At 61.9% G+C, this 12,260-nt stretch carries 11 protein-coding genes; all 11 read right to left on the reverse strand.

The genetic code is table 11. The features are described 5' to 3' along the window. Positions 1-203: 203 nt before the first annotated feature. Positions 204-587, reverse strand: coding sequence for a YkgJ family cysteine cluster protein (locus ACQ4OD_RS15690; RefSeq protein WP_038707396.1), 384 nt, complete (start codon positions 585-587; stop codon positions 204-206). Between the two features lie 232 nt (positions 588-819). Continuing rightward, entirely contained in the window at positions 820-2,028 is a 1,209-nt protein-coding gene (alaC, locus tag ACQ4OD_RS15695) for an alanine transaminase (protein WP_110700547.1), read from the reverse strand. A 220-nt stretch (positions 2,029-2,248) separates the two neighbouring features. After that, positions 2,249-4,009, reverse strand: coding sequence for an isocyanide synthase family protein (locus ACQ4OD_RS15700; protein ID WP_430944555.1), 1,761 nt, complete (start codon positions 4,007-4,009; stop codon positions 2,249-2,251). Between the two features lie 22 nt (positions 4,010-4,031). After that, positions 4,032-4,733: an HAD family hydrolase gene (locus ACQ4OD_RS15705; protein WP_198754357.1), complete on the reverse strand. Its 702-nt coding sequence runs from the start codon at positions 4,731-4,733 to the stop codon at positions 4,032-4,034. An 11-nt stretch (positions 4,734-4,744) separates the two neighbouring features. Then, on the reverse strand, positions 4,745-5,737 hold the full coding sequence (locus ACQ4OD_RS15710; protein WP_430944556.1) for an L-tyrosine/L-tryptophan isonitrile synthase family protein: 993 nt from the start codon (positions 5,735-5,737) through the stop codon (positions 4,745-4,747). Between the two features lie 186 nt (positions 5,738-5,923). Then, the gene (cyoE, locus tag ACQ4OD_RS15715) at positions 5,924-6,811 is read right to left on the reverse strand and encodes a heme o synthase (protein WP_430944557.1); all 888 of its coding nucleotides are present in this window, start codon (positions 6,809-6,811) and stop codon (positions 5,924-5,926) included. 11 nt (positions 6,812-6,822) lie between these two features. After that, entirely contained in the window at positions 6,823-7,155 is a 333-nt protein-coding gene (gene cyoD / locus ACQ4OD_RS15720; RefSeq protein WP_023629876.1) for a cytochrome o ubiquinol oxidase subunit IV, read from the reverse strand. Further along, entirely contained in the window at positions 7,155-7,778 is a 624-nt protein-coding gene (locus ACQ4OD_RS15725; protein WP_023629875.1) for a cytochrome o ubiquinol oxidase subunit III, read from the reverse strand. The genes cyoD and ACQ4OD_RS15725 overlap by 1 nt, the downstream gene beginning before the upstream one ends. Positions 7,779-7,781: 3 nt before the next feature. After that, positions 7,782-9,803: a cytochrome o ubiquinol oxidase subunit I gene (gene cyoB, locus ACQ4OD_RS15730; RefSeq protein ID WP_102682485.1), complete on the reverse strand. Its 2,022-nt coding sequence runs from the start codon at positions 9,801-9,803 to the stop codon at positions 7,782-7,784. A gap of 3 nt (positions 9,804-9,806) precedes the next feature. Continuing rightward, on the reverse strand, positions 9,807-10,751 hold the full coding sequence (gene cyoA / locus ACQ4OD_RS15735; protein WP_134690016.1) for a ubiquinol oxidase subunit II: 945 nt from the start codon (positions 10,749-10,751) through the stop codon (positions 9,807-9,809). A 560-nt stretch (positions 10,752-11,311) separates the two neighbouring features. Beyond that, on the reverse strand, positions 11,312-11,818 hold the full coding sequence (locus ACQ4OD_RS15740) for a disulfide bond formation protein B (RefSeq protein ID WP_023629873.1): 507 nt from the start codon (positions 11,816-11,818) through the stop codon (positions 11,312-11,314). Positions 11,819-12,260 lie beyond the last annotated feature (442 nt).

Here is a 12,260-nt window from a genome sequence, read left to right on the forward strand (position 1 = left end):
CACCTGATCTATGGCTACGAATATCCTTTGAAGGAATGTGTAGCCGCTCAGGGGCGGGCGGTTTGGCGTCGAAGCCGGTCAAATGGTGTTAATACTTTGTCGAGGCGGCACGTGTTTCGCGGGTTTCAGCGATACACCCATTGGATCCAACCGACGAACGGTAGTGCCTGCTCCGCCAGGAACAGGCGCGACCTGAGCGGAATTCAGGCGACCTCCGCCCCGTCGTCCGGCCAATGCGGCTCGTTGGCGCCCGGCGGCGTCAGCGGTGGCAGGCCATAGGCTGCCCGAGCGTCGTCACAGCTCGGATTGTGCACGCCGTTCTCCCACGACGCCTCGAATTCGCGGCAGGGGCTGGAGCGGTTCTCATAGATGGAGCACGCCACCTGCGTGCCGATCTCGCCACCGAGACTGACGCAACGGCAGGGCTTGGCGTCGGTGCCAATCATGGCGACGCGGGTCGGGTTGATCTGCACAACCAGGTCGTCGGGCACCAGGCCACCGGCGGACTGGCACTCACCCCAGAAGAAAGACACACGAAAGTAGCCGCAGCAGGCGCCGCAGGTCAGGCAAGGGTTCTGTTCGGACATGATGACCAGGGAGGGAGGTTGTTGTTATCGGGGCGGGCGCCCGCGGCGCTATTTGTAATCCAGGCGCGGGCGGCTGAGAAGAGGGGGAATGCAAAAAAAGATCGCCGCTGATCGGCGATCTGAAAGTCGTGATCGATATCGCCTGTATCGGCCCATCGCCGGCAAGCCGGCTCCCACAAGGTCCGGTGCCATCCTGTGGGAGCCGGCTTGCCGGCGATGAGGTCGGACCTGTTTACTTGCTGGTCAAACCATCGGCGCGGAACATCTGGCGGATCCCGCGAATAGCCTGGCGGATACGGTCCTGGTTCTCGATCAGGGCAAAGCGCACATGATCATCGCCGTAGTCACCAAAGCCGATCCCCGGCGACACACAGACCTTGGCCTCGGCCAGCAGCTTCTTCGCGAACTCCAGCGAACCCAGGTGAGCGTACTGCTCAGGGATCTTCGCCCACACGTACATCGACGCCTTGGGGTTCTCGACCATCCAGCCCAACTCGTGCAGCCCCTTGACCAGCAGGTTGCGGCGCTGGCGGTACTGCTCGGCGATATCGCGCACGCATTGCTGGTCGCCTTCCAGGGCGGCGATGGCAGCCACCTGCAGCGGGGTGAAGGTGCCGTAGTCGTGGTAACTCTTGATCCGTGCCAGGGCGCTGACCAGCTCCGGATTGCCGACCATGAAGCCGATCCGCCAGCCCGCCATGTTGTAGCTCTTGGACAGGGTGAAGAATTCCACCGCGATGTCCTTGGCCCCCGGTACCTGCATGATCGAAGGTGCCTTCCAGCCGTCGTAGACGATGTCGGCGTAGGCCAGGTCGTGCACCACCAGCACATCGTACTGCTTGGCCAGGGCCACCACCCGTTCGAAGAAGTCCAGCTCCACGCACTGCGCGGTGGGGTTGGAAGGGAAGCCGAGGATCATCATCTTCGGCTTGGGGATCGACTCGCGGATCGCCCGCTCCAGCTCGTTGAAGAAGTCCACGCCAGGCACCAGCGGTACCGAGCGTACCTGGGCGCCGGCGATCACCGCACCGTAGATGTGGATCGGGTAGCTGGGGTTGGGCACCAGGACCGTGTCGCCGTGGTCTAGGGTGCCGAGCATCAGGTGCGCCAGGCCTTCCTTCGAGCCGATGGTGACAATGGCTTCGCTCTCCGGATCGATGTCGACCTCGTAGCGTTCCTTGTACCAGTTGGAGATGGCGCGGCGCAGTCGCGGGATACCACGGGAGGTGGAATAGCCATGAGTATCTTCGCGCTGGGCAACCTGCACCAGCTTCTCGACGATGTGCGGCGGGGTGGCGCCATCGGGGTTGCCCATGCTCAGGTCGATGATGTCCTCGCCACGGCGGCGAGCGGCCATCTTGAGCTCGGCAGTAATGTTGAAGACGTAAGGGGGGAGACGATCGATGCGCGCAAAGCGGCGCGGCGAACCTGGGTTGGCCATGTGTTCCTCAAGAGACGTAAGCGCCCGGAACCGTCCGAGCGACGCTGGCCGCTGCGGCGGCCGACAAACAACATAATCCCGCCACTATCACTTCGTAAAGGATAATTTCCTGTTTTATTAGATTTTTTCAGACGCTTTCTTTGAAAAAATCGTAATTACAGAACCACCCTCTAGCAGGCGATGCTTGCCGTAATACCGGCAAGCATCGCCGTCAAAGGGCTCAGTAGACCTGCACCCGCCATAGTTCGCGCGCGGCCGAGGCCGCGCTCATCGGCAGCCGCCCATGCAAGGTCTGGTAGTTGTCGATCAGCACCAGATCACCCGCCTGCCACTCATGGGCAATCAGGCATTCGGGGTCGTAGACCAGTTCGTCGAGCTGGCTGATCAATGCTTGCTGGAAGGCTTCGTCATGCCCCTGCACCTTCTGCTCGAGGGTCTGCAACGACGACTGGCAGCCCTCCTGATAGCGCAGTACCGGCTCGCCACTGCGCGGATCGAGGTCGACCAGCGAGTAGCTGCGCGGCGAACCGCCGAAATAGGTCATGCGCGTGTAGTAGGTCAAATCGATGCCCTGCCACTGGCGGGCGGTGCGCAGGCCCACCTTGCGCAAGGCGTTGCGGCTGTCGACGACGGTGGTCTGCCCTTCCCCCGGCTGTGGCGGCGTCTTGCAATACAGCATGAAGGTGTGGGCGCAGAACTTGGGATCGCGCTGCACCAGCGGATCGCTGTCGGGCAGCATGTTGAGGTCCCAGTGCAAGGGCGTCTTCTCCAGTGAATGCACCACGCCTTGGGGCTGGTCGGCCGGCTTGACCACATGTACCTCACCAAAGGACCAACGGTAGATGGTGCCGAAACGCTCGCAGTCGGCGGCGAATGCCTGCTGGTCGGTGAATTCACAGCCTCTGAGGCAGACAAAACCGAAACTGCGCACCAGGGCCTGCAAGGTCTGGGTGGACAGTCGCTGGAAACCCAGCCCCAGCGGGTCGCTGACCAGCAAACCGAACAGGGGGAGCTTCTGCAATGTGAAGCTGAAGCCCTCAAGCGCCTCCCCCGCTGTTTCGTGGAACAGCCACGGCTGCCCCTGCCAGGTCACCAGTACATGCCGCGCGGGGTCGATCTGCGCGCGGCCTCGCAAGGTCTGGCGACCGTCCAGCTGGCGCACCGGCACTGCATGCCACGGGCTGGCCACATGATCGAGCCCCTCGGCCAAGGCTACGGTGAACTTGGGGCCCGCATTGTCGTACTGGTGCACCGACAGGCGCACGTGGCCGGGGAAAAACCGCTCGACCGCCGCATTCAAGGCCTGGCCGCGCAGCATCATCTGGTAGGCCTTGTAGCTGATCTGGCGCAGGTGCTCGTCTTCGTCCTGCCCGGCCTGGCGGCATAGGCGCAGGTCGTTGTAGAGGTGGCTGCACAACTTGTCGTGGGTCCGGCCCAGGGCCTCGTCGTGCTGGCACTGCTCGATCAGCGCTTCGACGTTCTTCCACGGCAGGCGGGCCTGCTTGATCAGAGTGGCGCGCAGGGCCTCGGCACTGCTGGCCTGGGGGAACAGGTCTTCCATGCTCACCCAGCGGATGCAATGGGTCGTGCACAGGGTGCGCAGCGCTTGGTTGTAGGCGCGGCGCACGTCGTCCGGCACGCCGACGATATCGTTGAAGGTGGTACCGTCGCTGAGGATTGCGATCTCGCAGCCAGGGGCGTGGAGCTCGGCGAGTTCCTGGGCGAGGCGGTCGAGGCGCTCGATGGCGATCACCTCGCCATGATCGGGCAGCACGCCAAAGGTCTTGTCGTGATCATTCGGCGACTTGCACGGGAAACCCGGCAACACCATGCGCAGTGGCTCGCCGCTGTCGAAGCAGCGCGCCAGGTCGCGGGCCAGGTGCGCCCTGCCCGCTTGGTCGAAGCGGTCGCCTTGCGCCTTGAGCAGGTAACCGTCCAGCACCTGGCCGACGGCTTCCATCCAGCTGTCTTTGTCTTGCATGTCGTGTCTTCCTTGAGAACGGCTACAGCGAACCGATTGGCGTTGCGGATTGGCTTGCACGGTGGCGCACTTGCTCCGGGCCCAGGGCCCGGAGCAAGTGCAAGGGCTGTTGGCAATGGAACTGCGGCCGCTGCTCGAGCAAGGCTTGCCACACCCCGTAGCCCCAACCGACGGCGGCAGCGGGCATGCCGGCGGCCTTGGCGGTCAACAGGTCGATGGGGGTATCGCCGACGAACAGGCAGTGGCTTGGGTCGATGCCCAGCCGTTTAGCGGCCTGCAGCGCGATGTCCGGTGCCGGCTTGAGCCGCTCGCCGGGACGATGGCCCAGCACCGCGCCAAATCGCTGCGCGGGCAGCAGCCCTTGCACGACACGCTCGGCGAGCGGGTGGGCTTTGTTGGTGACGACGGCCATGGGCAACCCTTTGCCGGCAATCGTCTCGATCAGGTCGACACAACCGGGGAACGCTCGGGAACGCTGGACCAGGTTGTCGTGATAACAGCTGCTGTAGTCGTCATGCAGGCGTTGGCGTTGCTCGGCGTCGAGGCCGACCGCGGCCCGCTCGAGCATCGCCGACACACCGCCACCGATCATGCCGCGCACCTCATCCGGCTGCAGCGCGCGCAGCCCGTGCAGAGTCAGCACATGATTCAGGCACCAGGCAATATCAGGCAGGGTATCGACCAAGGTGCCGTCCAGGTCGAACAGAACCGCGCGTATGTCCATTGGCGCCACCCTCACTGTGCGCTGGCGTAGTGGCAAGGCCGGCCACGGCGGAATACCAGCCGGCTGTAACGCTCATCGACATTGCTGCGTCGGTCGAGGGTCACCACGCCACGGCGCTTGATCGCCACCGAATGCCAGGGGGTGCGCCACAGGTCGCTGGTCGGCACCAGGCGGATGCCGATCTTGCTCGATACCGCCAACTGCGGGTGAATCGACAGGCGCAGGCAATGCGGATAGCGCGCTTGCAGCAACGCACTCCAGGCCTCACTACGCTGGATCACCCGCTGGGAGGCGGGCTTGGCCGCCTTCTTCACCGCGTTCATGCTCATGCCTTCGAACTCCACCAGCCCGGCGTAGTCCTCGGCGAGGAAACGATGGATGCCGCAGTACATCAAGCGCATGTGCTCCTCGTCCTCGAAGCGCTGCTGCAGGGCGCGCAGCGACTGGCCATGCTCGATCATCAGCTCTTCGCGCATGGAGTCCAGGCAGCCCAGTTGCGGATAGGCATCCTTGAGGTCGAACAAGGTGAAACGGCCGGGATAGTGCTGGCCGGCATAGCGCTGGATATCGTCGGTGTAGGCCTGTACATGGGCATCGGGCACCCGCACCAGGTCGGCGAAGACATAGCCGTCCGAGCAGATGTGAATGACCGCACCGGGGGCATGCAATGCGCGGATTTCCTCAGCCAGGCGATTCAGCTCGTCGATGGCATGGTGCTCTGCCAGGTCGGGGAGCGGGCCGAGGGTCTTCTGGCGGTTGGGCGACTTGCCGGGGAAGGCCGGGAGGACCATCTCCACCGGCAGCCCGCGCTCGACGGCCTGCAGCACCTTGGGCAGGTGCGGGGCGAGCACGGCATCGTCCAGCGCGTCATCCTGCCCGGGGGCCAGGCTGCGTCGACGAAACAGGCATTCGAGGATGGCCAGCGCGGTAGCGGTACTGGCAGAGGCATGGCGTTGGCGCAGCGAAGCCGCGCACGCCGAAGGAGCGGAGCTCGATTCGGTCATGGAACAGTCCTTGTCATGTGGATCGATCCGAATGGATCGTGGCCTACCTTGGCCTACAGGTCATCCTGACCTGCGGCGCATAACATCCGGCAAAGGACATGGCGCTGTCAACTGCCCTTCGAATGAATTTTCCGAGACAAAAAAAACGCCCCGGCAAGCCGGGGCGTCTTGTGCAGCAGCGGTGTTTCAGCGTGCGTAGGTCATCAGCACGTCGGCCGCGGTCTGGCTGTCCACGCCCATCATTATGCTCAGGGCAGTGACGGTGAGGATGGAGAAGCCAAACACCTTGCGCGCCCACTTGCTGTCGTCCTCGGCCTTGTAGCCGCCCCAGGCCATGTACAGCCAGTACAGGCCCATGGCGGCCGCCACGGCGAGATAACCCAGGCCGGCATAGCCGCCGAGGGTCAGCATCAGGGTGGCGAGCACAAAGGCCAGCACGTACAGCACGATCTGCTTCTTCGCCGCGAGGATACCGCGCGCCACCGGCAGGACCGGGATGTTGGCGGCGCTGTAGTCCTTGAAGCGGAAGATGGCGATGGCAAAGCTGTGCGGCATCTGCCACAGGCTGAACATCACCAGCAGCGTGAACGCGGCCAGGTCGAAGCTGTTGCTCACGGCGCAGTAGCCGATCACCGGAGGCATGGCACCGGACAGGCTGCCGACCAGGGTGCCGTGCACCGATTTGCGCTTGAGCCACAGGCTGTAGAAGCCGACGTAGACCACGAAGCCAACCAGGGCGCAGAACGCCGACAGCGGGTTGGCCTGGACATACAGCAAGCTGAAACCCGCCACCCCGAGCAGGGTGGCGTAGATCAGCGCCAGGGGCAGCGACATGCCGCCCTGGACCATGACGCGGTTCTTGGTGCGCTCCATCTTGTGGTCGATGTCACGGTCGATGCAGTTGTTGAACACGCATCCGGACGCGACCACCAGGGACGTACCGATCACCACCGCCAGGAACAGGGCGAAATCCACATGCCCCTTGGCGGCAAGGAAGAAACCGCCTGCCACGGAAAGCACGTTACCGAAAATGATCCCCGGTTTGGTGATTTGGATAAAGTGCTTCACGGACATGCAGTCTTACCTCACTTGGCCAGCATTTCGAAGTGGATGCTGAACATGATCCACAGCGACAGGCCGACCAGCAGTGCAATTACCAGAACGGTGAACAGGAACGTCGACACGTTGGAGCGCTGCTCTTTCGAGCGGTCCATGTGCAGGAAGTACACGAGGTGCACCACCACCTGGATGACGGCCATGGCCACCACGATCAGGACGGTCAGGTTCTTCGGCAGGCTTGGGTACATCACCAGGCCGAACGGGATCGCGGTCAGGATGATCGACAGTACAAAGCCGATCATGTAGGACTTCACGCTACCGTGATTGCCTTCGTGATGAGTGTCGTGTGCGCTAGCCATTACAGAACCCCCAGCAGGTAGACGACGGTGAACACGCAGATCCAGACCACGTCCAGGAAGTGCCAGAACAGGCTCAGGCAGCTCATGCGGGTCTTGGCGGTCGGCGTGATGCCGTGCTTGTTGATCTGGTACATCATGATTGCCATCCAGATCAGACCGGCAGTCACGTGCAGGCCGTGGGTACCGACCAGCGCGAAGAACGCCGACAGGAAGCCACTGCGCTGCGGGCCGTAGCCTTCGGCGATCAGGTGATGGAACTCATAGATTTCCATCGCGATGAAGCCTGCACCGAACAGGAAGGTCACAGCCAACCAGCCCAGTACACCTGCCTTGTTGCCGGCGAACATCTTCAGCATGGCGAAGCCGAAGGTGATCGAGGACAGCAGCAGGAACGCGGTTTCGACCAGCACGAAGTCGAGCTGGAAGATGTCGTGACCCGACGGGCCGCCGGCGAAACCGCCGGACAGCACCGCGTAGGTGGCGAAGAGCGACGCAAACAGGATGCAGTCGGTCATCAGGTACAGCCAGAAACCGAGTACGGTCATCTGGCCCGAGTCGTGGTGGTGGTCATCGTGCGCATGGTCATGACCATGCGCGCCACCGTGGATTACTTGACTGGACATTGATTACACCCGTTCAAACGATTCGACACGTGCGCCGCCGGCAGGCAGTGCACCAGCGTTGGCCAGCGCTTTCATGCGCTCGCCTTCGATGCGCGCCACTTCTTCGGCCGGCACCATGTAGCCCTGGTCGTCACGCGCGGCGTGGCGAACGAAGACAGCGATGGTCGCAACCAGGCTCGCACCCACCAGCCACCAGATGTGCCAGATGAAGGCGAAGCCGAACACGGTCAGCAACAGACCCATGAACAGACCGGTGGAGGTGTTGCTCGGCATGTGGATCGCTTCGTACTTGGCCGGAGCCTTGTATGCAGCGCCGGCTTGCTTGGCTTCGTGCCAGGCGTCCAGGCCAACGTGCTCAGGCATGTGGGCGAAGTTGTAGAACGGAGGTGGCGACGAAGTCGACCATTCCAGGGTACGGCCGCCCCATGGGTCGCCGGTGACGTCCATGTTGTCCTTGCGATCGCGAACCGAGACGTAGATCTGGATCAGCTGGCAGGCGATACCGAACAGGATCAGCACGGCGCCGACCACGGCTACGTACAGGTAGGGTTCCCACAGCGGGTTGTCGGAGTGGTTCAGACGACGGGTCATGCCCATGAAGCCCAGGGCGTACAGCGGCATGAACGCTACGTAGAAGCCGGAGATCCAGAACCAGAAGGCAGCCTTGCCCCACTTCTCGTTCAGGGTGAAACCGAAGGCTTTCGGGAACCAGAACGCGAAGCCGGCGATGTAGCCGAATACCGCGCCACCGATGATCACGTTGTGGAAGTGGGCGATCACGAACAGGCTGTTGTGCAGAACGAAGTCAGCACCTGGAACAGCCAGCAGAACGCCGGTCATGCCACCGATGGAGAAGGTGACCATGAAGCCCAGGGTCCACATGATCGGCGCGGTGAAGCGCAGACGGCCCTGGTAGATGGTGAACAGCCAGTTGAACAGCTTCACACCGGTCGGAATGGAGATCAGCATCGTCGCCAGGCCGAAGAAGGTGTTGACGCTGGCGCCGGCACCCATGGTGAAGAAGTGGTGCAGCCAGACCGCAAAGCCGAGGATGGCGATCGCGCCCGATGCGTAGATCATCGAGTGGTGACCGAACAGGCGCTTGCCTGCGAAGGTCGAGGTAACTTCCGAGAACACGCCGAAGGCCGGCAGGATCAGGATGTAGACCTCAGGGTGACCCCACGCCCAGAACAGGTTGACGTACATCATCGGGTTCCCACCAAGCTCGTTGGTGAAAATGTGGAAGTCCAGATAACGGTCAACAGTCAGCAGTGCGAGTGCGGCGGTCAGGATCGGGAACGAAGCGACGATCAGCACGTTGGCCCAGGTGCAGGTCCAGGTGAAGATCGGCATGTCCATCAGCTTCATGCCAGGGGCGCGCATCTTCATCACGGTGACGAGGAAGTTCACGCCGGTAAGCGTCGTACCCAGGCCTGATAGCTGTAGCGCCCAGATGTAGTAGTCGACACCCACCCCAGGGCTGTACTGGATACCCGCGAGCGGCGGATAGGCAACCCAGCCGGTCTTGGCGAATTCACCAACACCCAGCGAAATGTTGACCAGCAGCACGCCTGCCAGCAGCAGGTAGAAGCTCAGGGAGTTCAGGAACGGGAAGGCAACGTCACGTGCACCGATCTGCAGAGGAACCGCAAGGTTCATCAGGCCGGTGAAGAACGGCATCGCCATGAAGATGATCATGATCACACCGTGGGCGGTGAAGATCTGGTCATAGTGTTCAGGCGGCAGGTAGCCTTCGGAGCCACCGGTGGCGGCGGCCAGCTGGGTACGCATCATGATCGCGTCGGCGAAGCCGCGCAGCAGCATGACCATAGCGACGATGATGTACATCACGCCGATTTTCTTGTGGTCGACCGTGGTCAACCACTCGGTCCACAAGTAGGTCCACTTGCGGAAATAGGTGATGGCACCAACGACAGCGAGACCACCGAGCGCGATCATGGCAAGCGTCACCATGACTATCGGCTCGTGATACGGTATCGCCTCCAGAGTTAATTTACCGAACATCTCTTACTCCTCTGCACCGGCAGCTGGTTGCATACTCGATTCCACACCCTTGGTAGTGGCCAGGTCTTTGCTGCCTGCTTCTTCGTGGTTCGGACGACCGCGGTTCATGCCTTCGTACTTGTCGACGATGCGCTGGAACTGGTCAGCCGGAGCCTCGCTGTACAGCGCGACTGGGTTGTTTTCGCTTGCTTTGGCCAAGGCGTCGTATTCGGCCTGGTCCAGTTTCTTCGGCGAAGCCTTCACTTCAGCGACCCATGCATCGAAGTCGGCTTGCGAAGTGGCGGTTGCCTTGAATTTCATACCGGTGAAGCCGGCGCCGCTGTAGTTGGCGGAGATACCGTCGAACTCACCGTTCTCGTTGGCGATCAGGTGCAGTTTGGTGGTCATGCCAGCCATGGCGTAGATCTGGCCACCCAGGCCCGGGATGAAGAAGGAGTTCATCACGGCGTCGGAGGTGACACGGAAGTTGACCGGGGTGTTGGCCGGGAAGACGATCTTGTTGACCGTGGCGATGCCCTGTTCCGGGTAGATGAACAGCCATTTCCAGTCCAGCGCGACCACGTCGATCTGCACCGGCTTCACATCGGAATCCAGTGGACGGTACGGGTCCAGCTTGTGGGTGGAATGGTAGGTGAAGTAACCCAGGGCGATGATGATCAGGATCGGGATGATCCACACCGCGGCCTCGATCTTGGTCGAGTGCGACCATTCGGGGGTGTAGGTGGCGGCCTTGTTGGACGCGCGATACTTCCAGGCGAACGCCAGGGTCATGATGATCACGGGCACGACCACCAGCAGCATCAGGCCGGTGGCGATCAGGATCAGGTTCTTCTGCTCAATGCCGACCTGGCCCTTCGGATCGAGCAGGGTCCAGTTGCACCCACTGAGTAAAAGCATGCCTAAAAAGGGCAATATGCCAAACAGTCTGGGGTAACGCTTTTTACTCATCTCACGACCTCTAGATCAGCTTGCTTCAATGCAATTTGTGTTTTGGTAGCCAACACTTCGTCCTGCCAAGTGCGGCAATTGGCGCCCGTACTCGCCCCTGCCAGGGATCCGACTGCTGGATCTTGGCGTCAAGCGGGTTGGCGGTGCTTATGGTTTCGTAGGCAACAGGCCTGTACTTCAGACCAAGTCCATTTGGTGCGGGAAAACGCGGAGGGGTGTCCGCCCGGTATCGCCGTTGGGCGAAACTTGTCGAAGTCAGCAAATGGAAAGCGCTGCGGCTCCCATCAATCCTGCGACTCGCAAGCAGTGCCGAACGGAAATTGGGGGCGATTGTAGATAGGTCGCCCCACGATGACTATGACTTATTGAGCAACAGTCTTTTACAGAACGCGCAACAATACTGGTCAAAAAATCAACTTCGCGACAGTTTGTCGCACCCCGCGCAGTAGCCCTGAAACCCTTGTCGCGCAAGGGCTGGTGGCTGACCTGGATCAATCATCGGGGGCCATTTGCAGCTTATCTCGCCGCGCAATAGACCCAGGTCAATTCGGGACTTTGGTCTAAGCGCGGCGACGGTTTCGATAGATGCCCAGGGGCACCAGGACCGCCGTCAGCACGAACGCCACCAGCGCCCATTGCGCGAGGGACAGGCCAAGGATCGGTGGGTAGGGCGTGGAACAGAACCCATCGACCTGGAACGCCAGCGGCCAGAGCTTGGCCAGCGGCAGGTCGTCGACGATGGGCTGCAAGGTGTCGATACCGCAGCTGACCATCGGGTTTGCGAGTATATACACATGATTGCCGGCGGCAACGATGCCACCGATGGCGCTGAGCACCACCAGCGCCTCGAAGAACGTCAGGCTACGGCGCCCGGGCATGGCGGCGGCGATGAAGGCGAAGATCGCGATGAACAGCAAGGCATAGCGCTGCAGGATGCACAGCGGGCAGGGCGCCTCGCCCAGCACCACCTGCATGTACAGGGCGCCGCCGATCAGCGCCAGACAGATCACGCCGAGGAGCACCAGAAAGCGCCGTTCCCGATTCAGGCGCGATGAGAGTTCGTTCATTGCCGATTCCTTCGATGGAGAGTGGCAGCGCGGGCTGCCCGAGGGGCGCCCAGTCTACACGCTGGAGATGACCTTTGAATGCATCGAGCGGGGGCGTGCGCGGCTATCCACTGATGACCTAGGACCGAGCGGGTCGGTTTCGGTTCACTGACGCGCGTGAAAAATGCGCCAGCCCGGTGCCGGGCAGGAGCAGGCCCCTCGACACCAGGAAGTGAAGGATACAGTGATTAAAGGAGGATTAAAGATGAAAGCGGGTGTAACCGCGTTCACCGCTTCCTTATATAGAAGATCGGTTAGGCCCAATCGCTGCGGTTCGGCGCTCGGCCAGGCCGACAGCGTCGAATGTCATCGTCCGCTTCGTTCTCGATTACCCACGGCCGGGAGCATCCGTGTGCTGGCGGCCCGACAGAACGCCGAACCGCAGCGATTGGGATGAATTACT

The organism is Pseudomonas sp. WC1, from assembly GCF_050586565.1.
Classification (GTDB): Bacteria; Pseudomonadota; Gammaproteobacteria; order Pseudomonadales; family Pseudomonadaceae; genus Aquipseudomonas.

Coding starts and splice junctions, on each gene's coding strand:
- ACQ4OD_RS15690 (WP_038707396.1), bottom strand. CDS start 587: ATGTCCGAACAGAACCCTTGCCTGACCTGCGGCGCCTGCTGCGGCTAC.
- alaC (WP_110700547.1), bottom strand. CDS start 2,028: ATGGCCAACCCAGGTTCGCCGCGCCGCTTTGCGCGCATCGATCGTCTC.
- ACQ4OD_RS15700 (WP_430944555.1), bottom strand. CDS start 4,009: ATGCAAGACAAAGACAGCTGGATGGAAGCCGTCGGCCAGGTGCTGGAC.
- ACQ4OD_RS15705 (WP_198754357.1), bottom strand. CDS start 4,733: ATGGACATACGCGCGGTTCTGTTCGACCTGGACGGCACCTTGGTCGAT.
- ACQ4OD_RS15710 (WP_430944556.1), bottom strand. CDS start 5,737: ATGACCGAATCGAGCTCCGCTCCTTCGGCGTGCGCGGCTTCGCTGCGC.
- cyoE (WP_430944557.1), bottom strand. CDS start 6,811: ATGTCCGTGAAGCACTTTATCCAAATCACCAAACCGGGGATCATTTTC.
- cyoD (WP_023629876.1), bottom strand. CDS start 7,155: ATGGCTAGCGCACACGACACTCATCACGAAGGCAATCACGGTAGCGTG.
- ACQ4OD_RS15725 (WP_023629875.1), bottom strand. CDS start 7,778: ATGTCCAGTCAAGTAATCCACGGTGGCGCGCATGGTCATGACCATGCG.
- cyoB (WP_102682485.1), bottom strand. CDS start 9,803: ATGTTCGGTAAATTAACTCTGGAGGCGATACCGTATCACGAGCCGATA.
- cyoA (WP_134690016.1), bottom strand. CDS start 10,751: ATGAGTAAAAAGCGTTACCCCAGACTGTTTGGCATATTGCCCTTTTTA.
- ACQ4OD_RS15740 (WP_023629873.1), bottom strand. CDS start 11,818: ATGAACGAACTCTCATCGCGCCTGAATCGGGAACGGCGCTTTCTGGTG.